This window comes from Methyloceanibacter sp. (assembly GCF_058506495.1).
Map to the genome: position 1 here is coordinate 1 of NZ_JBZMXT010000044.1, position 19153 is coordinate 19153.

Here is a 19153-nt window from a genome sequence, read left to right on the forward strand (position 1 = left end):
ACGACCATGCTTGCCTTGGCGGGAATGGTTGTGGCGCTTGATGCCTTCGGTCCAGTTACCGACAATGCTGGCGGGATCGCCGAGATGTCGGGACTTCCAGAGAATGTGCGCGAGACAACGGATGCCTTGGATGCCGTCGGCAATACCACCAAGGCGGTCACCAAGGGCTACGCAATTGGATCAGCTGGCCTGGGTGCGTTGGTCCTTTTTGCGGCCTATACGGAAGACCTCAAGTACTTCGCGGCCAACGCAGCGCAGTATCCCTATTTTGAAGGGGTCAACCCAGAGTTTACGTTGTCCAACCCCTATGTGGTTGTCGGGCTCTTCCTAGGCGGACTTCTTCCCTATTTGTTTGCCGGCATCGCCATGACGGCTGTCGGCCGCGCCGGCTCCGCCATTGTGGAGGAAGTACGGCGCCAATTTAAGGAGAAGCCTGGCATCATGAAGGGCGAGGACCGTCCAGACTACGGCCGGGCTGTTGATCTGCTGACCAAGGCAGCTATCAAGGAAATGATCATTCCTTCGCTGCTCCCGGTTCTTTCGCCCATAGTGTTCTTCTTCTTGATCAATTGGATCGCCGGCAAGAGTGCTGCTTTCTCGGCATTGGGCGCCATGCTCCTGGGTGTAATCGTGACGGGCTTGTTCGTCGCTATTTCCATGACAGCGGGCGGCGGTGCTTGGGACAACGCAAAGAAGTACATCGAAGACGGTAATCATGGCGGTAAGGGCTCGGAGGCTCACAAGGCTGCCGTTACCGGCGATACGGTTGGTGATCCATACAAGGACACGGCGGGTCCCGCTGTGAACCCGATGATTAAGATCACGAATATCGTGGCATTGCTGCTGCTCGCGGTTCTCGCACAACAGTAGCAGCTGTTGGTCGTTCGGCCATTTCGACAGGAAACCGGTCCCGTTCCTCAACAGGAGCGGGGCTATCTTTCGGACTAAATGCCGGGGATGCCGGCGGGGCCAGGCGCGCCTTGGTCTTTCTTGAACATCTGTCGGTTCGCAAGGTTGCCGAACATTTGCTCGAGGAAGGAAAGGTCCTTGCCTCGTGCCGGAGTCTCGCCCTTGTAGTAGTTGACCAGGACGCCGTCCTTGATGCCGTACCGCGCTACTTCGGTAACCTGGTCGGTGCCGCCGAAGTACACCGCTACAACCTGACGGTCGATTTCCTTGGGCTTAAGGAATGCCACGGTCTTCATCGTCGATGAGATGTAGTAATACGCATCGCCGCCGATCGCGCTCGTCGTATCGGGTGAACCAAGTACCGTCTTAACGTCTGCCTTGGACATCCCAGGCCGAACCTGGTCTAGATCAACGTCGATAAACACGTGACCGTGCCTGTCAATCTGACCCGTGCAGCCGCCGATGGCCGCCGTTCCAAGAAACAGCGCCGCAAATACAGGCAATGTTGCCTTTATCGGTGCCAACCTGGTGTTCCGCAAAACAGCGTTTCCCCTCGGTCGATCTGGATCCTAATAAGTCTGAAGTAACCCAGATTCTCTGCTAGAATTTAAAGGAAATGTCCTGGTCTCTAAAGCCCTTCGCCAAGCTGCTGCCCTGGGGCGGCGATGCTCCTCCTGCAGAAAATCTCTACGGTGCGATTATGGCGCAGGCGCGACTTCCAATTTATTACCAAAGGCTTGGCGTGCCGGACACGCTTGAAGGGCGCTTCTCCGTGCTCACGATCCATCTCTTCGCAGTGTTTCGCCGGTTGAAGGATGCGGGACCAGAGGGCGCGCTGGTCGCTCAGGATCTGTCGAACCGATTTGTAGCGGATATGGACACCGTTCTGCGTGAGATTGGCGTGGGCGATCTGTCTGTGCCCAAAAAGGTACGCAAGCTCGTGGCAAGCGGTGCGACGCTCATTGAAGATTACGACCGTGCCGCCAATGAGAGCGACGATGCGCTCGAAACCGAGATCGCCGCCAACTTGCCCTTGGACGAGAAAACGGCAGGAGAAGTAGGGGCGCGGCTGACTCCGTATGTTAAAGCGATGTTGCAGGAGCTCGAGAACCAGCCGATGGAACAGATATGGGCTGGTCGGTTGCAGTTTCCGGAAGTCCGAAGGGAGTGAGGCTCCAGGCTATGACACAGTCTCTCAACGAAGAGGGCCAAACCGCGCCACTGACGCGCAAAGTGAAACTTGCAACGGTTGATCCGAGTTCCGAGCGCTCGATGGAAATCGACGAGGAGGAGCGTTTGGCAATTATGCGCTTGCTCGATCTGCGGGACTTGAGCAATGCCAGGTTGGATTACCGGCTGCGGCAGACAAGCGGGAAGAGAGTGCACCTTACAGGCCGTCTGCGAGCGGATGTAGTGCAGACATGTGTGGTGACCTTAGAGCCCATCCCGGCGCAGATCGATATACCTGTCGACGTTGAGTTTTGGCCGCCCGAAAAAATTGACGCGCTTCAGCAGCGCGCAGAGGATCCCAGTCAAGCGGCGGTGATCGATTGGCCCGAGCCCATCGACGGTGATGCCATCGATCTTGGGCCTCTTGTCTACGAGACGCTGGCCACCGCGCTCGATCCTTACCCAAAGAAGACGGGCGCGCAGTTCCAATGGTCTGATGCCAAAGATCCTGTAGAAATGCCCAAAAACAACCCATTTGCGGTCCTCAAAGGGCTTAAGAAGTCCTGAGATACGCGTCGACTCATAAAATCAGGTTGTCACTGACCGGCTTTTGCGTCTATTCGGGTTCGGTCTACGGGGGTGTCGCGGCGCGAGTGCCGGGGCCTTAATCTTCCAGATCGGTATTGGAGAATGGCTGCTCCAGTCACCATAGCGCTCGACGCAATGGGCGGGGATCATGGTCCCAGCGTGGTCATCCCGGCGGCGGCCCTTGCGCTCGTGCGTCACCCCAATATGCGGTTCGTTCTTGTCGGCGATCGGGGCCAGATCACAGCGGCGCTTCAGGACCACCCTGAGCTGGTGGCTAAATCGGAAATCATCCATTCGGACGTGTCGATCGCGATGGATGCCAAGCCGAGCCAGGCGCTTCGCCGTGGACGCTGGAAGTCGAGCATGTGGCTGGCGATCCAAGCGGTGCGCGATGGGCGGGCCCATGCCGTGGTCTCTGCCGGCAATACGGGCGCGTTGATGGCCATGTCGAAGTTTTGCTTGAAGACGGTCAAAGGTATTGATCGACCTGCCATCGCAGCCATATGGCCGACGGTCGACGCCGAATGCATCGTTCTTGACGTTGGCGCCAACGTCGGCGCCGACACCCGCCAACTTGTGGAGTTCGGCCTTATGGGGGCGGCCATGGCTCGGGCGCTCCTTGGCATGAACAAACCGTCCATTGGCCTCCTCAATATCGGTGTCGAGGAAGTCAAAGGCGTCGAGCAGATCCGAGAAGCGGCCGCCGTCCTCAAGGAAGCGCCGCTGCCTATCCATTACCACGGGTTTATTGAGGGTGATGACATCGGCCACGGCGTCGTCGATGTGGTCGTGACCGACGGCTTTACAGGGAACATCGCCTTGAAGACCGCCGAGGGAACGGCTAAGCAAATTGCGCAATACCTTAGAGCTGCCATGGGACAGTCATTTTTGTCCCGCCTAGGTGCGCTCTTAGCGCAAGGCGCATTCCGTGCCTTGAAAGAGAAGATGGATCCCCGGCAACTCAACGGCGGAATTTTCCTGGGCCTGAATGGGATTGTTGTGAAGAGTCACGGCGGAACCGATGAAACCGGCTTCGCCAGCGCGGTTGATTTGGCCTACGAGATGGCGTTCAGCGGTGTCGTAGAACGACTTGGCACCGATGTCGCGCATTTTCACGAAAAGCTCGAACTCGACGGGGCGGCTTAGGCGGTCGGAGTAGGTTAGTTGTCTAATTTGCGGTCAGTGGTGATGGGTGTCGGCGGCTATCTGCCCGAGCGCATTGTCACCAACAAAGATCTGATGGCGACCGTCGACACGTCCGATGAGTGGATTGTGGCGAGGACAGGTATTCGCGAACGCCGCATTGTGGCTGACGGCGAACTGACATCCTCCATGGCGATCGAGGCATCCAAACGAGCGCTCGTCGACGCCAGAATGGATGCAAGCGATATCGACTTGATCGTTCTTGCCACCTCTACGCCCGATCAGACTTTTCCTGCTACGGCCGTCACTATCCAGGCGGAGCTAGGCATCACGGACGGGGCCGCCTTCGACATGCAGGCCGTGTGCTCGGGTTTTGTTTTTGCGCTCTCGACAGCTGACAACTACCTGAAGAGCGGACAGTTCAATCGCGCATTGGTCGTCGGCTCCGAAGCGTTCTCGCGCATCCTTGACTGGGAAGACCGCTCGACATGTGTGCTTTTTGGCGATGGGGCTGGGGCTTTGGTCTTGGAGGCACAAAAACCGAACGGTGCGCATACGGAGAGAGGGGTTCTAGCTACAACTCTACGTTCGGATGGCCGGTATCGCGATAAGCTCTACGTAGATGGCGGTCCATCCTCAACAGGCACAGTAGGGTATCTCCGCATGGATGGCCCCGAGGTGTTTAGACACGCGGTTACCAAGATTAGCGACGTAATCCTGGAAACACTGCAAAAAGCTGGCTACACACCGGCAGACATAGACTGGTTTGTGCCACACCAGGCGAATAAGCGTATCTTAGACGGCGCGGCAAGAAGACTTGGCTTGGAGCGCGAGCGGCTCGTTATGACCGTTGAAAAGCACGCGAATACATCAGCTGCGTCAATTCCACTTGCTCTGGTAGCGGCTCGTTCGGATGGCCGGATCAAAGAGGGCGACCTGGTACTGCTCGAGGCGATGGGCGGCGGTTTTACCTGGGGGGCGCTGCTCATTCGCTGGTGAGTGCTGCGAAAGCCACACCTTTCGATATTATGACGCAAAATCAGGAATTTGATGCGACGGGCGATTGACCCGTAGTTAGCCGCTCGGCTAGCATCCCTGTTCGACCCGCGACTTTTGGGGGAGCAGTAAGACGATGGGCGGGAAGACATTGACACGGGCTGATCTAGCGGAAGCCGTGTTCAAAAAGGTGGGTCTACCTCGAAATGAGTCGGCAGAGATCGTGGAGCTCGTGCTCCGCGAAATTGTGTCGAGCTTGGAAAACGGCGACCAAGTGAAGCTGTCTTCGTTTGGGTCGTTTGGTATCCGCGAGAAGGGCGAGCGGATTGGCCGGAACCCGAAGACCGGGCAGGAGGTTCCTATCACGCCACGGCGCGTGTTGGTCTTCCGCGCCAGCAATATTATGAAGCAGCGGATCAACGAGTCGCTATCCGGGGGCAACTCCCAGGACTAGCGTCACCGGTCCGCGAGGAGGAGTGCTTTGGAGAAGGCACCCGAAGCCTTTCGTACCATCAGTGAAGTGGCGGATGAACTGGACGTCCCCAAACACGTTCTGCGGTTTTGGGAGGCCAAGTTCAGCCAACTCAAACCCATGAAACGGGGCGGCGGTCGCAGGTACTATCGGCCAGAGGACGTCGCGCTCCTCCGCGGGATAAGACTCTTGCTTTACAGTGATGGCTACACCATTCGCGGTGTTCAAAAAATCTTGCGCGAACAGGGGCCGCGCTATGTCATGGATTACGAGAGCCTCGGCGATCAGCCGACCGCTGACGACGCGATGCCGCAAGACGACCCAGCAGCAGGGACTAACGTCATCCGCACCGCCCTTCCGGATGGCCTTGGGGCCGTCGACGACTCTCTCTCGACGGTGATCGAAGAGATTGCCATATGCCGGCAGATCCTTGCGGACGCAGACCGCAGCGACTGAGAAGGGGGAGTTCCGACGGATTCTCCTGCTTTCGCTTGTTTCTTTGCGGCGAACCGGTATATGCAGTTCGCCCAAAACCGGAATGTCGGAGCGTAGCGCAGCCCGGTTAGCGCACCGGTCTGGGGGACCGGGGGTCGGGAGTTCAAATCTCCCCGCTCCGACCATTTTTTCAATGAGTTGGCCGCCCCATAAGCGAAACCAAACGAGAACTGCGCGGGGATTACAGCCGAGAGCCGTGGGGCACGACGTGTCTTCTCATTTCAGGAGCTTCCTATGAAACGCATCGCCATCACCTTTGCCGCCTTGGCGTTGACCATCAGCGGACAAGCAAACGCTGAAACGCTAGAACCGAGTAGACAGACGGTGGCACAGATGGCCGCCAATTGCAGTGTTCACTATAAGCTAACTTATGCCATTTCGGAAAAAGTGGGGCGTCCAGAGAAGTTTCTAAAAGACTTATCCGACTATTTCTTTGCGGCAGCGGAAAAATTCGACAAATCAAAAGCGGACTTCATTACTGCCACTCATGCGTCGAATTTGAAGATATTGAACGGAGACGACCAAGCGGCAATCGAAAGTCTCGGGCCGGGGATAAGAAACCTACAACAACCTTGTTTAGAATTGAAAAAGAAACTCGACAAAGCGTTCCAAGAGTACGAATAGCCTTTGAGGGATAAGAGGGCGCGAGGCGTCCCGCCCGGCCTGCCGGGGTACCAAAAACCATGTCCCGAACGCTCATCATCTTTGGTCTGGTCTTAGTTGCCGCAGGGCTACTTTGGCCTTTCATCGCCAAACTGGGACTTGGCCGACTGCCGGGCGATATTGTTATCGAACGAGAGAACTTCACGTACTATTTGCCTCTCGGCACTTCGCTGCTGGTTAGCGCCGTATTGAGCCTGATCTTTTGGCTTATCAGTCGTTAGGCGGATTGGGCTCACTTGTCAGGCTCGGAGGGCAGGGCCACTCCTTCATTGTCTGGGGGGGTGACCATTATTACGGTCGTTCGGCCAGCCAATCTCCAAAGCCTGCAACGCCCGCTAAGCACCGGGTTCAGAGGGCGGCGTATTTTTCCGGAAAGCGGCCTTCCAGATCGCTCGCACCATCTGCGTAAGCAGCACTGCAACAGCAAAGGTAACCAAACCTAGTACGATTGCGCCGCCGCGTGTCGTTGGCCCAACAATGCTGACCACCACTACGGCACAGAGCAATGCAGGAACTTGCTCAAGAAGTATCCTAAGTATGCCTTCCATCGTGTGTCGCTCTAGCCCCCACCCGACGCAAATATGAGCTTGCCCCAGCCATCTGCCCAATGCCGAATGGCTGTGGTGAGCCGTTGCACAGTCCACTGATCCTTGAAGATGTCGGGGTTCCCCTCGATGTCGTTGCGCCACTGCTGAAATCGCAGCAGTAGTTCTTCATCAGTCCCTGCGTCCGAAAGGTTGGCCACGAGGACGAGCACATCCTTTCTGCCTTTGGCGCTTGCGGGTGACCACGCCAACAAGAACGGTCCTCTTCCTGCCAATGGTCCAGTCGAATGCCGTAGCGCAGTTAAGGCAGTCTGGAAGCCATAGCTTTCAACCGCTTGCTTGCACCCCTTCGATGCGATCACCAGCATGAGTCAACTCTGAGAGCGTACGTGCAAGATTGGGATCGGTAACCGGCCATACCGTCACCATTTGCCGATCCTCGGGAATCTCAGTGGTCGATGCTGGTGGAAGCGTCGCGACATAGGCTTCACAGACTTTTATGTAGCGAGCTGCCGTACCCGGTGTAAGCAAAGACGGGAACGCAACAATTCCGTAGGCACCGTAATTGCGTGGCGGATACATATGCGGGCCGACAAAGGCACTCGTTGCCGCTTGAATGGCCGGTAGAGGAACACTTGCTGATTGGGTGCTCCTTGCTGCTGGCACACGCATTGGCGGAGCTGCTGTTGGAGCACGCATTGGCGGAGCTGCTGCTGGAGCCGGTGCTGAAGGCGGGCGTTTGCCCTTTAACTCGCCCAACAAGCAGTCTAGATCGGAGGGATCACAAGACGCGTAACTACTGCCGCCACTGTGTAAGTAGACCCCAAATGCGAACGCAAAGAGCAAGCAATGCCGGGAGATGCTCATGGCTCTACCTCATCGGAAGCCCCAGCAGCTTAGTGCGGTTTACCCTGTTCGCCAACATGTAGCGGCACAACGTGCCGGTACGCGTCGCCCCATCGTCAGATAGCAGATGGTTTCTGGCGGCTCAGCCCCGCTGAAGGATCACGGGAGACCAATCAGGGCTGACCTCTGGGATGTGCTTGAGATCGTCGCGCGCAAAGATTCCTGCGCCATAGACAACCTGGCCGCCAACGACAGTCAGCTCGGATTTGAGACTGGCGATCTCAGCATCGGTTACCGAGAAACAGTCACGGTCGAGCACAGCAAAGTCGGCGAACTGGCCAGGCGTAATCGCGCCCTTCTTGCCAGCATCGCCAGTAAACCAGGCCGATCCGATGGTCCAGAGACGCAATGCCTCCTCCCGCGTCAAGAGGTTGGCATCGTCATACATCCGCATTCCCCCGCGAGAGAGGCCGGTCGTCATCCATTGGATTGAGTACCAAGGATTGAAAGAGGTCACTCGTGTCGCATCGGTGCCACCGCCAACGGGAACGCCTAAGTCCAGCATCGCCCGGAAATTTGGAGTCTTTTTCAGCGCTTCGGTGCCGTAGTTGACTACAAAGTCTTCCGCTTGAAATTGAATGCGATTCTGCAATGCAATGCCGCCGCCCAGCGCTGCAATGCGTTCCAAGTTCTTCTGGCTGAACGTCTCGATATGGTCGACAAACCAGCCCGGCGTCAGCCCTGCGCCGTTGGCAACGTCCTCGTATACCGGGAGCAGACGGTCACCAGTTTCATCGTAGGTAATGTGCTGGCGGAACGGCCAGCGGGCTTCGCCGAGCACTGTCATGATCTGGCGCTGGTAGTCCTCCGCGCCATCGTCAATATCTGGGCGCGCTTCGCCAAAGATCTCAAAATCGTAGGAAGCCCATGACAGGTTTTCACCCGCGCCAACGAACTTGAGCATGTCGTCCCCGGCGCCAGCGCGAATCTCCGCCGTCCAAGTCTGGTAGTCGGATAGCTCCTTGCCCTTTTGTTGTGGGAACGAGTGATAGCCGATCCGCGTAGTCAGAAGGCCGTGCTCATGTAGCCATCGGATGACCTTGTAGGGGTCGGCGTCCGGAAACGCCATGCCGCCACCGCCCGCATCCGAGACCGAGGTAATCCCAAGCTCATTCAGAACATCGAAATATTGAAGCGACGAATTGATCTGATCACGGATCGCAAGCTTCGGCGCCGCCGCTAACGTCTTGTACATAAGCAGACCCGAAGGTGCAGCGAGCAACCTCCCGGTTGCGTTACCGCCCGCGTCCTTCTCGATGATCCCGCCTGGGTACTCTGGATGGCCGGGCTTGTCATAACCGTACCATTCCACGGCCTTCGTATTCAGCAGTGTCAGTTTGTAGAGATGGTGGATGAGCACCGGGTGATCCGGCGACACCACATCCAGTTCCGCAACCGTCGGCAGACGCTTTTCCTTGAACTGGAACTCGGAGAATCCCCCGGCGACGCGAATGAACTGGCCAGTCGGCGTTCGCTCAGCCTGTTCACGGAGCAGGTGAAGCGCCTCCTCAAGGCTGTCGACACCGTCCCAGCGCACCTCGAGGTTATAGTTTACGGCACCGCGGATCGCATGAGTGTGGCTGTCGTTAAGGCCTGGGATGACGCGCTGTCCACGGGCATCGATCACTTGAGTGAACGGGCCGATCAGGTCGCGCATCTCGTCGTCCGAACCTACGGCCACAAACACGCCGTCGCGTGCAGCCAGCGCAGTCGTTTCCGGGTGTGCCGGGTCCATGGTGGTTATTCTGCCGTTGAGCAGCACAAGGTCGGCGGCGTTCGTCTGTGCATGGGTGGCGCCGGCGCTTGCGGAACCGATCAGCGCGGTGGTTCCGGCCAAAACCTCGCGGCGGTTGAGCTCTTTCTTCATTTAACGAGGAGTCTCCTGTGTGCCGTGCGGCCGCGCAGTGATTGTTATGCGCGCCATCCTGGGAGCGGGGACGCAAGCCAGCGCTTCTCGAAGGACGTGTTCCGCTCCGGACTTGGGATAGTGACTTGGGCTGTTCAAGAGGCGAACCTGACCCCGCGGTTGTACAGCGCGTGCAAGCGTGCAGCCACCACCGCAGCGGTGAGGCATTTCTCGACACAGACTTATGTGAAGATGAAGGGTAGGGACCAAAAACCAGAAGAAGCCCCGCCATGTGGCAAGGCTCCCTCCGTTTCCCTCGTGCCCCCGCGTCAACAGGTAATGCACCAATTTACGGCTCCAATCTGGGCGAATATCGGGCAGCAGCCTTGTTTGCCCAAAAAGGCCGCCGACTGTTGCAGGAGAGTGACTCCCAGGTGGGCCTATCAAATTTCACCTGGAACACAATTTTGTCATTTTCTGCGAGTCGCAAACAGTGCTAGAGTAATAGGTATAGGCGGGGTTTCCCTCCTCCGCCCAGGTTCCCCCCAAACAGGAACCATTCTGAAAGCCCCGGCAGCCCCCCGTCCGGGGCTTTCTTTTGCCCAACGTTCATCGCCACCGTTGCCGGTATGGGCGAGCCGTAAGCTGAAGGGGCGTGTTGCTGGAGGCCGACCGGAAGGCAACCGGACTTAGACGTCTGCAGGGGGTGCTCTGTGCGCGCCGGCGCCCACATCAGTTATATAGAAATCAACGACTTCCCGGGTCATCATGACTGTGGAAAAGACGTCCGCAACGTGCTGCTGAAGTTCCACTGCATGCCGCAAGTACGGCCCAGAGTCTGCAAGAAAAGCTTGCAGCTGAGTGGCAAGCGCATCCACATCCCCCGGCGGCACAAGCGGTATGGAAATATCCCCCGTGATTTCAGGGATGCCTCCGGCACTCGTGGCAATAATCGGCATCTGAGCCGCCGCCGCCTCTATGACGATGTAGGGCAGAGATTCTTCGCGGGCGGGGATAACCACACATCGAGCTCGCACAAACGCGGTGCGAGCGGGTTGCGACCCAGCGAAAGCCACCTTGTCGGCCAATCCCAACCGCCGGGCGAGCCGTTTCAGGTGTTTTTCGTCTGGGCCGGAACCCACGATGATGGCGCGCGCAGGAGAGGCCGATTGTTGCTGCGCGAGCGCTCGCAGGAACACATCTACACCTTTTGCCTTCCGCAACTCCCCCACGTAAACGAAATCGACCGCGTCGTCGGCCAAGAGAGACTCATAGAACTCATGTCGCTGCAGCCCATTATAGATCACCCGGGCAGGGCAGGTTGGACGGCCAACGAGTTCGGCATAACGGTTGCCGGCGAACATGCTCTCGAAAATCAGTCCGTGGGTCAGGGGAGCGAGTCTGCGCTCCCACCAAAAGTGAAGCTTCCCAGAAACTGATGATGGTGAATAATGGACCAAGCCGCCGTGGGGCGTATAGACAACCTTCGTCTTCTTCTTTCGGAGTTTCTTTCCGGCCAAGCGTGCATAGGCGCCGCCCTTTGTTCCATGGCCATGTAGAACGTCGATCTCCATACTGCGACCAAGTTTCGCAATGCGCCGATAAACAGACCAATCACTGACGTGAGGCTTGGGCGCCATCGGAATACGTGTGACGCCCAGCTTGCAACAGTCTTGAAGCCTATGTAGTGCAACGTCGCTCTCGGGCCCACCGGCAGTTGAGTCGCAGACGATCCCAACATCGGCACCAAGCTCCGCTTGACCGAGCGCAAGGTCATGAACGTGGCGAAAGAGACCGCCCACAGGCGCGCGCATGCAATGCAGTATTCGGAAGTTCAGGCTCACGGTGACCGGAATCTAGAAAAGGGGTGTGTTCTCCTGGTGCTGAGCATTAGAACAGGCGTCGGAGCACGTAAATAGTGTCGCCGGGTTGAACTGGATAATCCGTAGGGACCTTGAGGGTTGATACGACGCCGTCGAATTTCCGAGAGAGCTGTACAAGGCGTTTTTTTGCGAGGGGTTTATATCCCTCGGCAATTGGCACGGCATTTTCCACGGTAAGACCTTGGACGTAAGGATATTGTCCTGGACGCCCAACCTGTCCAAGGATGTAAAACGGTCTGTAAGCAACGACTTCCACAGTCACCTGCGGGTCTTTTATCAATTCTCTGCCGAGTTTGGCGGCGACCCGGCGCGCGAATTCAGCGCTGGTAAGCCCGCGGGCTCGGACCTGGCCGATCTGGGGAACGGCGACCGTTCCAGCGGCGCTGACGTTATAAACGTTCGAAAGGTTTTGCTGTCCAAAGACGAGAATGCGGACGCGATCTCCTGAGTCGAGCGTGTAGGCGGTGGGGCGCGCCACCGGCAACCCTGGCGATGCGTGTCCTGCGCCTGCCGGAAAGGTCTTGCGGGATCCCAGCAGGGATGTGGACAGCGCCAGGTCCGGGGACGTCAGTCTTGGAATAGCGGCACCCTTACAACCAGCAAGGCCACTTACACGCAACGAGAGCACGAGCGCGAGGGCTTGGCGCTGACCGTGATACGGCACCAGCTCATTTAGTGGCTCCAGGACATGGTACGCCCGAATCCTAGACCTCACGGGGTTAACAAAGGTTAAGCTAATGTGCCGTTCTGAACCTGCCGTTCTTATAGCGTTCGCCCTATGGCCGTTCTAATTCGAAGCGACGCTTAAGCCTTTGATTACGGCAATCGGGGCCTATTGCTGGTGATATGCTGATCCGCAAAATGAGTCTGGAAACGTGACGAAGTCCTCAAGCGGCCCACCGGCAGATGACATCGAACGCCGGAGTCCTGGCGCCGTGCTGTGGCGGGCCAAGTGGCGAGTCGTAACGGTGTCGTTCCTTGCTGGAGCGATAACGTTCGTTGCGCTGTCCACGATGCGACCGTTTTATACGTCCGAGGCGCGCATCGGTGTGCAGAAAGAGGCAACAGCATTCACGCGTCCAACCAATGAACAGGGTAGCGCGGGCTACCAAGCCGAGCTTGATGCACAGGCGGTGCGCAGCCAAGTGCAGTTCCTGAAATCCCGCGATCACATTTTGAGGGTCGTGAACGATCTTGGCCTGTTCAGGGACGAAGCCTTTCTGCGCGATGCCGATGCAACGCCGATCGACGAGTTACTTGATGCTCTCGGTCTTAGCTACACCAGAGAAGGGTCACCGCAGGAACGGGCCGCAAACACGGTGGCGCGTCATCTTGATGTGCGCCAATTGTCAAACACTTCGGTGGTTGCGATCGAATATCAATCGGGCGACCCGCAGCTTGCTGCTGACATTGCCAACAAGTTGGCAAACGGCTACGTCGCCTGGCAGCGCGACGCCAAGATCGAGGAGACAAAGGCGGGGGAGACTTGGGTGGATGCGCAGATTGACGCACTTCGCAAAGCGACCGCCGACTCCGAGGCGGCACTGGAGTCGTTCAAGGCCTCTAAGGCTCTTTCTGAGCCTAGCACCAATGCAGCGCTAAATGCACAGCAGCTCTCAGAGCTCAACAGCGAACTTATCTTGGCTGAGGCACAAAAGTCCGAGGCGCAGACGCGCGCGGAACTCACCGAAAAAATGCTGGCGCAAGGCGGCGATATCGATGCCACGCTCGAAGCGCTGAACTGGCAGGCCGTTATCAACCCGATTGAACAGCGCGCGTCAGTGCAGCGCGAACTCACCGAACAGTCCGCGGTATTGTTGCCAGCTCACCCGCGCATGAAGCAGCTGAAATCCGAGCTGGCCGATATGCGCGCTCAGATCCGAGTAGAAGCGCAGAAGGTGGTCAAGAGCTTAGAGAACCAGGCGCAGATCGCCGCGGCGCGAGAAGCATCGTTGCGGGCAAGCCTCAATGACGCGAAGACCCTCACGGCGGGGCAGTCGAGCGCGCAGGCAAAGCTTCAAGCCCTAGAGCGGGAGGCGAAAGCCAATCGCGATCTCCTGAACTCGTATTTGGCGCGAGCGCGCGACGCGTCCTCGGGTGACGATGTAAGCGCTGTGTCGTCACAAGCGGCAATCGTTTCACGCGCCCATGCTTCGGTTCTGCCAAACTATCCCCGCCGTGGTCCTGTTGCACTGTTGGTGGCGGCGGCAACGGCTCTTTTGATGATCGCCGGCGTACTTGCAAAAGCGATGCTTGAGGCCGGTAGGCGGAAACGGCGACAGCAATCCTTGCAGAATGTGCCGGCCGGTGGCGCAGCCGCATCGAGGCCAGCGGTTGAACTCATGCGAGATCAGAGGCGATCCGCCGCGGGCAAAGCACGCGATGGCACGCGGCCGAAAAAGGCACAGGACTCTGCAAGGCGCACGGCAGACACTGCTAAGCCCCCATCCTGGCTTGCCGTCAAGGATCGCCCCAGCGCATCACCTAATGGCCCGAGATCGTTGCGGCAGGCCCGTGCGAACAAGGATCACCTTTCACCAGATACAGCTCCGCCTTTGCGTAAAGCCTCCGCGAACAAGAGAACCGCCGCGAAGACAGGGGTGCAGTTCAATCCGGCGATGAAAATCAGGGGCGCGTCGCGGAAGCAGCCTACGACAAAGAGTAAAGGCGTCCTTGCGGCGCTGGCAGCGCCATCAAGCACCGTAGTCGCACGGACCGCTGCGGACGCCGAAGCCGCCGCTGCAGCCGGCAAACCAAGTCCTCGGGGCGGATCGCCCATGAATGGCGAGGCAGAGAATGGTTCTTACGAGGTTCCAATGACCAATGCGACGACAGAAGACGCGCCATCCGCATTCTCGAGGGATCTGATGAGGCGCTTTCGACAAGACGCAATTCGGCAGAGCGAGGTGCCGAGTGTAGCGAATGCGCCTAGGCGACGCTCCAGCGGTCCACGCCAACTAGAGCGCGATCGAGAGGAGAGACCGCTCCAGCCCAACGATCTAAGACACTATCTCACCCAGCGAATTCCATGGTCTTCTATGGACGACCACCCTCAGCAGCCCCTCGAACCAAGCGTGAGCGTTGAAGACCTTGGTCCCGCAATCACGTCGCTTGACGATTTGATCGACACCACTCTGGAAATTTCCACGGGAGGAGCCCCCCGTACCGCTCTTGTTGCGGGTTTATCGTCACAGGCTCAGTCTGCGCAGACAGCGATTGGAATTGCGCGCGACCTTGCCGGCCGCAATGCGCAGGTCGCGTTGGTCGATCTGGCCAAGGGTAGTGCCGTAGTGTCGGGGCAGTTGAGCATGCCTCGCGTGCCCGGATTCTCAGAACTTGCGGACGGCGTCGTTGATTTTGCCGACGTCATAAAACTCGACGAAGGAACGACGCTTCAGGTCATTCCCGCTGGCGATCCAAACTTGAATGCTGGCATCGACGCACCGGACAAGTTTATGCGCATCTTCGAGGCGCTCACGCAGACATACGATTGCGTCGTTTTGCACGCCGATATGGATAGCATCGAGAATCTTATGCCCGCGTTGAAGTTCGAGCTTCCCGTCGCTGTCGCTGTGCTTCCGCCAAATACGGCGCCGGAAGATGCAGAAGAGGCGCTGTCAATTGTTCAGCATCTGGGCTGTCCAATCGTTCTCCATGGCGACCCAGTTGCGAGAAAGCGGCATCGCTTCTCGCTTTTTGGCAGTAGACGCGCTGGCTAAACATGCGTGCGATACCCGGCGCATAAAGATCACTTGACCGCTTCACCTCACGTGTCTCTGATTGGTGATTGCTGGGATCTGGCCCATACGCAGCGGGGCACGCCCTTTGCGATAGGAAGGGACTCCAACGGGTGAAGAATGCTAAGGCGTAACGGCGTGGAAATGCGCCGTCAGTCGGGGCGAGCCATCCATCGAATAAGGACCGCTGCTGGCGCGACCCAAAGAAGCCCCGCAACGAGAAAGTAGATGAACTGAAAGAACCAGTGCGCTTCGGTAATACGGCCTGCGCCAATTGCTCCAACAATCACGATATAAATCGCCAGAGAGAATAGCAGCACGATAGTGCCAACGAGTTTGCGCGATTTTCCGCTCATGTTGTCTGACCCTTTTTAGGCCGTGAGCCTCGCCGTTGAGTTCTTACGAAGAGCCGGGTATCACCGCATCATGAGTGTTTCCGAGACACAATCCCTATCAGGCGCTTTGAGGGATGAAAATGCGCACACACGGCATGTCCGGCTCCTGCGCGTCTGGCTTTCTGCGATTGCACTTCTCGTCGTCGCGATGATCCTCGTAGGTGGCGCAACGCGCCTGACCGACTCAGGCCTTTCCATTACGGAATGGCAGCCCATCGTGGGCATCATTCCGCCTTTGTCTAACGCGGATTGGCAAGCGGCGTTTGACGCCTACAAGCAGATTCCCGAGTACACCCAGGTTAACCGAGGAATGGACCTGGCGGGCTTCAAGACGATTTATTGGTGGGAGTGGGCGCATCGCTTCCTGGGTCGTTTCATCGGCCTTATGTTCTTCGTGCCCTTTGTTGCCTTCTGGTTGGCAGGCTATATCCCGCGCGCCTTGCTGCCGCGCCTCATCGGACTCTTCGTGTTGGGCGGTTTGCAAGGCGTGCTGGGGTGGTACATGGTCAAGAGCGGTCTGGTGGACCGTATCGACGTCAGTCAGTACCGGTTGGCGGCGCATTTTGGCTTAGCCATTGTTATTCTCGGTTACACGCTTTGGCTAATCCTCGGCCTTGGATGGACTGAGAAAGCTCGCGCTGGGGCTACGGGACCCTCGCTTGTGGCCGGCCTCGTCCTCTTGCTCGTATTTCTTCAACTCATGGCTGGTGCTTTTGTCGCCGGGATCGACGGAGGCATGGGCTTCAATACTTGGCCGCTGATGAACGAGTCGGTCATCCCTACAGGGCTCGGTGTCTTGCAACCGTGGTACGTCAACCTCTTTGAGAACCCGCTTACAGTGCAGTTCAACCACCGCATGCTTGGCTACGCTGTAGTTCTTGCCGCTGTTGTGCAGGCTGTGTGGCTAGCTTGTAAGCCAGAGGCAGCCTATCTGCGGGCAAGTGCCTGGGCAGTCGCCATCCTCTCTTTGTTGCAGGTCGCACTTGGTATCTGGACCTTGCTCGCTTTCGTACCGATCGAGCTGGGGCTCGCACACCAGGCTGGTGCCGTCGCGGTGTTTGCGTCGGCGCTCTACCATTTTTGGCGTTGCGTAGAAGTCGACGCCGTCAGTCGGGATCACACCGCAGCGAGAGCCTGATCGAGGTCGGCAATGATGTCGTCGACATCTTCAAGCCCGATCGATAGCCGAACGACATCCGCTCCCGCGCCAGCCCGTTCGCGCGCATCGTCAGCAAGCTGACGGTGGGTCGTCGAGGCCGGATGAATGACGAGGCTACGTGTGTCGCCAATATTGGCAAGATGGCTGAAGAGTTTCAGCTTTTCCACGAGCGAAATGCCAGCTTCGTAGCCTCCTTCGAGCCCGAACGTGAAGACTGCTCCTGCGCCTTTTGGCGCGTAACGTTGGGCGAGTGCGTAGAACGCGTTGCCCGGATGGCCCGCGTAGTTCACCCAGGCCACCTTTTCGTGTCGCGAGAGCCACTCGGCAACGCGCATGGCGTTGTCGCAATGCCGCTGCATGCGTAGGGGCAGGGTCTCAATTCCGTTCAGGATAAGAAATGCATTCATCGGAGCGATCGCGGGCCCAAGATCCCGAAGCCCGAGAACCCGGCACGCGATGGCGAACGCGAAATTGCCGAATGTTTCTCCGAGCTTCATGCCGTGATAGCTGGCGCAAGGTTCGGAAAGGGAGGGGTATCGGTCAGTCGACATCCAGTCGAACGTACCGCAGTCGACGACCACGCCGCCCACTGAGTTACCATGGCCGCCGAGAAACTTCGTAAGCGAGTGTACGACGATGTCGGCACCGAATTGCTTGGGTTGCATAAGGTATGGCGTTGCCAACGTATTGTCGACGATCAGCGGAACCCCAGCCTCCTTAGCAACGGCCGAGACAGCCTCGAGATCGGTGACGATACCTCCGGGGTTTGCAATCGACTCGACGAATATCGCGCGCGTCTTCGGCGTGACCGCAGCACGGAACGTCTCGGCGTCGGTTGTGTCCGCCCACTTCACATGCCAATCGAACTTCTTGAAGGCTTCGCCGAACTGATTGATTGACCCGCCGTAGAGTTGCCGCGCGGCGATGAACTCGGCGCCCGGTTCCATCAACGTGTGGAAGACGATCGCTTGAGCCGCGTGACCGGAGGCAACGGCAAGGGCTGCGCTCCCTCCTTCGAGAGCGGCCATGCGTTCTTCAAGAACCGCCTGGGTCGGGTTCATGATCCGGGAGTAGATGTTGCCAAAGGCTTCGAGATTAAAAAGCGACGCCGCATGGTCCGCATCGTCAAAGACGTAGGACGTGGTCTGGTAAATTGGCGTCACCCGTGCGCCCGTCGACGCGTCCGGTTGTGCGCCGGCATGAATTGCGAGTGTGCTGAACCCGGGCGTGCGCTCTTCCGACATTGTCTTCCTCCCTTGAGCCGTAATCCATCCCTGTGGACCTATAAGCCCGGCGACCTTAGGGGATCGGAACCTGCGCGTCTTCTGTTTTGAGCGTGTTCGCGCTTGGAGGTTTTGGCCGCTACGTATTGCGCCGCAGGGCTCGCTGTTGACTCCCCCTAGCAGAGAGGATGGGGCGGCGGCTCGACAACGTTCTGGAATTCACTCCTGCCCAGCCAATTTCTCCCGACAGGCGACCGTACTCGATCTTCGGACACCTATTCATCACAACCTTAAGCCCGGCGTCTTCTGCAAGCCGAGCGGCGGCGTCATTGCGAACGCCCAACTGCATCCAGACAACTTTCGCGCCAATGCGAATAGCGTCTTCGGTAATGCCTAGCGCAGCCTCTGAGTTGCGGAAGATGTCGACGACGTCGATCGGCCTTTCGATTTCGATGAGAGAGGCAAAGGCTGTTCTGTCCGCAATGGTCTTGCCGACAAGTCCAGGGTTGATAGGGATTGTGTCGTAGCCCTTGGCCAAAAGGTATTTGAGCACGAAGTAACTTGGTCTTGTGGTTTTGGCGCTCGCGCCAACGACAGCAAAGACCCGACTGGTGAGAAGAATGTCGCGAATGTACGCGTCAGAGTAACTGTCGTGATTCATCCGGGCCGTTTGCCGCAGGTTATCGCGGCCATTGCGGAGCGCGTTTGTCGAGGAAAGCGCCGATGCCTTCTACAGATTCGGAATCGAGCATGTTGTTGACCATGACTTCGGCGGTATAGAGATAGGCCTCATCGAGGGGCATCTCGGCTTGGCGGTAGAAAGCCTCTTTCCCAATCTTGAGCGTGCGGCTCGGCTTGCTCGCAATCGTGGTTCCGAATGCGACGGCCTCGTTTAAGACTTGGTCGGCTGGAACGACGCGGTTCAAGAGGCCAAGCTTCAGTGCATCGTCAGCGCTAATCATCTCACCGAGAAGCAGCATCTCCATCGCGGCTTTGCGGGAAACATTGCGGCTGAGCGCCACC

Annotated in this window: 22 protein-coding genes and 1 tRNA gene; 12 read left to right on the forward strand and 11 right to left on the reverse strand. The window is 57.9% G+C overall.

The window, feature by feature from the left end; translation table 11 throughout:
- Positions 1 to 870: sodium/proton-translocating pyrophosphatase (locus AC33YF_RS08920; protein ID WP_491776855.1), on the forward strand; the 870-nt coding region annotated here is incomplete at its 5' end.
- A 74-nt stretch (positions 871 to 944) separates the two neighbouring features.
- Here AC33YF_RS08920 and AC33YF_RS08925 read toward each other — a convergent pair.
- Positions 945 to 1412 carry an outer membrane protein assembly factor BamE gene (locus AC33YF_RS08925; RefSeq protein ID WP_491776856.1) on the reverse strand — a complete coding sequence of 156 codons (468 nt, stop codon included), beginning with the start codon at positions 1410 to 1412 and terminating at the stop codon, positions 945 to 947.
- 113 nt (positions 1413 to 1525) lie between these two features.
- Here AC33YF_RS08925 and AC33YF_RS08930 point away from each other — a divergent pair, with 113 nt between their 5' ends.
- The 9 genes from AC33YF_RS08930 (at position 1526) to AC33YF_RS08970 (ending at position 6657) form a co-directional block, all read left to right on the forward strand.
- The gene (locus AC33YF_RS08930) at positions 1526 to 2080 is read left to right on the forward strand and encodes a ubiquinol-cytochrome C chaperone family protein (protein ID WP_491776857.1); all 555 of its coding nucleotides are present in this window, start codon (positions 1526 to 1528) and stop codon (positions 2078 to 2080) included.
- A gap of 11 nt (positions 2081 to 2091) precedes the next feature.
- On the forward strand, positions 2092 to 2646 hold the full coding sequence (locus AC33YF_RS08935) for a YceD family protein (RefSeq protein ID WP_491776858.1): 555 nt from the start codon (positions 2092 to 2094) through the stop codon (positions 2644 to 2646).
- A 123-nt stretch (positions 2647 to 2769) separates the two neighbouring features.
- Entirely contained in the window at positions 2770 to 3813 is a 1044-nt protein-coding gene (gene plsX, locus AC33YF_RS08940) for a phosphate acyltransferase PlsX (protein WP_491776859.1), read from the forward strand.
- Positions 3814 to 3831: 18 nt separating this feature from the next.
- Positions 3832 to 4809, forward strand: a complete 978-nt coding sequence (locus AC33YF_RS08945) for a beta-ketoacyl-ACP synthase III (RefSeq protein ID WP_491776860.1) — start codon at positions 3832 to 3834, stop codon at positions 4807 to 4809.
- A 133-nt stretch (positions 4810 to 4942) separates the two neighbouring features.
- Entirely contained in the window at positions 4943 to 5260 is a 318-nt protein-coding gene (locus tag AC33YF_RS08950) for an integration host factor subunit alpha (protein ID WP_045366968.1), read from the forward strand.
- Between the two features lie 27 nt (positions 5261 to 5287).
- Positions 5288 to 5734 carry a MerR family transcriptional regulator gene (locus AC33YF_RS08955; protein ID WP_491776861.1) on the forward strand — a complete coding sequence of 149 codons (447 nt, stop codon included), beginning with the start codon at positions 5288 to 5290 and terminating at the stop codon, positions 5732 to 5734.
- A gap of 86 nt (positions 5735 to 5820) precedes the next feature.
- Positions 5821 to 5898 (forward strand) — tRNA-Pro (locus AC33YF_RS08960).
- A gap of 109 nt (positions 5899 to 6007) precedes the next feature.
- Positions 6008 to 6397 (forward strand): hypothetical protein, encoded by a 390-nt coding sequence (locus AC33YF_RS08965; protein ID WP_491776862.1) that lies wholly within the window; start codon positions 6008 to 6010, stop codon positions 6395 to 6397.
- 59 nt (positions 6398 to 6456) lie between these two features.
- A complete protein-coding gene (locus tag AC33YF_RS08970) occupies positions 6457 to 6657 on the forward strand; it encodes a DUF2905 domain-containing protein (protein WP_491776863.1) in 201 nt (66 codons plus the stop codon).
- Between the two features lie 114 nt (positions 6658 to 6771).
- Here AC33YF_RS08970 and AC33YF_RS08975 read toward each other — a convergent pair whose 3' ends face one another.
- The 6 genes from AC33YF_RS08975 to AC33YF_RS09000 all read right to left on the reverse strand — a co-directional run bounded on the left by AC33YF_RS08975 (position 6772) and on the right by AC33YF_RS09000 (position 12280).
- Positions 6772 to 6984, reverse strand: coding sequence for a hypothetical protein (locus tag AC33YF_RS08975; protein ID WP_491776864.1), 213 nt, complete (start codon positions 6982 to 6984; stop codon positions 6772 to 6774).
- Between the two features lie 11 nt (positions 6985 to 6995).
- Entirely contained in the window at positions 6996 to 7235 is a 240-nt protein-coding gene (locus AC33YF_RS08980) for a hypothetical protein (protein ID WP_491776865.1), read from the reverse strand.
- A 73-nt stretch (positions 7236 to 7308) separates the two neighbouring features.
- Complete coding sequence (locus AC33YF_RS08985) at positions 7309 to 7563, reverse strand: hypothetical protein (RefSeq protein ID WP_491776866.1); 255 nt, start codon at positions 7561 to 7563, stop codon at positions 7309 to 7311.
- A gap of 406 nt (positions 7564 to 7969) precedes the next feature.
- Positions 7970 to 9754: an amidohydrolase gene (locus tag AC33YF_RS08990; protein WP_491776867.1), complete on the reverse strand. Its 1785-nt coding sequence runs from the start codon at positions 9752 to 9754 to the stop codon at positions 7970 to 7972.
- Positions 9755 to 10422: 668 nt separating this feature from the next.
- Positions 10423 to 11547, reverse strand: coding sequence for a glycosyltransferase family 4 protein (locus AC33YF_RS08995; RefSeq protein ID WP_491776868.1), 1125 nt, complete (start codon positions 11545 to 11547; stop codon positions 10423 to 10425).
- Between the two features lie 76 nt (positions 11548 to 11623).
- The gene (locus tag AC33YF_RS09000) at positions 11624 to 12280 is read right to left on the reverse strand and encodes a polysaccharide biosynthesis/export family protein (protein ID WP_491776869.1); all 657 of its coding nucleotides are present in this window, start codon (positions 12278 to 12280) and stop codon (positions 11624 to 11626) included.
- Between the two features lie 211 nt (positions 12281 to 12491).
- On the opposite strand from AC33YF_RS09000, the gene AC33YF_RS09005 reads away from it, so the two are divergent.
- On the forward strand, positions 12492 to 15335 hold the full coding sequence (locus tag AC33YF_RS09005) for a Wzz/FepE/Etk N-terminal domain-containing protein (RefSeq protein ID WP_491776870.1): 2844 nt from the start codon (positions 12492 to 12494) through the stop codon (positions 15333 to 15335).
- Positions 15336 to 15505: 170 nt separating this feature from the next.
- Here AC33YF_RS09005 and AC33YF_RS09010 read toward each other — a convergent pair whose 3' ends face one another.
- Positions 15506 to 15709 (reverse strand): DUF2842 domain-containing protein, encoded by a 204-nt coding sequence (locus AC33YF_RS09010; RefSeq protein WP_491776871.1) that lies wholly within the window; start codon positions 15707 to 15709, stop codon positions 15506 to 15508.
- Positions 15710 to 15731: 22 nt separating this feature from the next.
- On the opposite strand from AC33YF_RS09010, the gene AC33YF_RS09015 reads away from it, so the two are divergent.
- Positions 15732 to 16886 (forward strand): COX15/CtaA family protein, encoded by a 1155-nt coding sequence (locus tag AC33YF_RS09015; protein ID WP_491776872.1) that lies wholly within the window; start codon positions 15732 to 15734, stop codon positions 16884 to 16886.
- On the opposite strand, the gene AC33YF_RS09020 is transcribed toward AC33YF_RS09015, so the two are convergent.
- From AC33YF_RS09020 to AC33YF_RS09030, 3 genes are all read right to left on the reverse strand, one after another.
- Complete coding sequence (locus AC33YF_RS09020) at positions 16865 to 18151, reverse strand: O-acetylhomoserine aminocarboxypropyltransferase (protein ID WP_491776873.1); 1287 nt, start codon at positions 18149 to 18151, stop codon at positions 16865 to 16867. The genes AC33YF_RS09015 and AC33YF_RS09020 overlap by 22 nt on opposite strands.
- Positions 18152 to 18269: 118 nt before the next feature.
- Entirely contained in the window at positions 18270 to 18791 is a 522-nt protein-coding gene (locus AC33YF_RS09025; protein ID WP_491776874.1) for a CoA-binding protein, read from the reverse strand.
- A 19-nt stretch (positions 18792 to 18810) separates the two neighbouring features.
- A partial coding sequence (locus tag AC33YF_RS09030) for an enoyl-CoA hydratase-related protein (protein WP_491776875.1) occupies positions 18811 to 19153 on the reverse strand: 343 nt, incomplete at its 5' end.

Coding starts and splice junctions, on each gene's coding strand:
- AC33YF_RS08950 (WP_045366968.1), top strand. CDS start 4,943: ATGGGCGGGAAGACATTGACACGGGCTGATCTAGCGGAAGCCGTGTTC.
- AC33YF_RS08935 (WP_491776858.1), top strand. CDS start 2,092: ATGACACAGTCTCTCAACGAAGAGGGCCAAACCGCGCCACTGACGCGC.
- AC33YF_RS08985 (WP_491776866.1), bottom strand. CDS start 7,563: ATGTATCCGCCACGCAATTACGGTGCCTACGGAATTGTTGCGTTCCCG.
- AC33YF_RS08970 (WP_491776863.1), top strand. CDS start 6,457: ATGTCCCGAACGCTCATCATCTTTGGTCTGGTCTTAGTTGCCGCAGGG.
- AC33YF_RS09010 (WP_491776871.1), bottom strand. CDS start 15,709: ATGAGCGGAAAATCGCGCAAACTCGTTGGCACTATCGTGCTGCTATTC.
- AC33YF_RS09020 (WP_491776873.1), bottom strand. CDS start 18,151: ATGTCGGAAGAGCGCACGCCCGGGTTCAGCACACTCGCAATTCATGCC.
- AC33YF_RS08930 (WP_491776857.1), top strand. CDS start 1,526: ATGTCCTGGTCTCTAAAGCCCTTCGCCAAGCTGCTGCCCTGGGGCGGC.
- AC33YF_RS08995 (WP_491776868.1), bottom strand. CDS start 11,547: ATGCGCGCGCCTGTGGGCGGTCTCTTTCGCCACGTTCATGACCTTGCG.
- AC33YF_RS08975 (WP_491776864.1), bottom strand. CDS start 6,984: ATGGAAGGCATACTTAGGATACTTCTTGAGCAAGTTCCTGCATTGCTC.
- AC33YF_RS08990 (WP_491776867.1), bottom strand. CDS start 9,754: ATGAAGAAAGAGCTCAACCGCCGCGAGGTTTTGGCCGGAACCACCGCG.
- plsX (WP_491776859.1), top strand. CDS start 2,770: ATGGCTGCTCCAGTCACCATAGCGCTCGACGCAATGGGCGGGGATCAT.
- AC33YF_RS08965 (WP_491776862.1), top strand. CDS start 6,008: ATGAAACGCATCGCCATCACCTTTGCCGCCTTGGCGTTGACCATCAGC.
- AC33YF_RS09025 (WP_491776874.1), bottom strand. CDS start 18,791: ATGAATCACGACAGTTACTCTGACGCGTACATTCGCGACATTCTTCTC.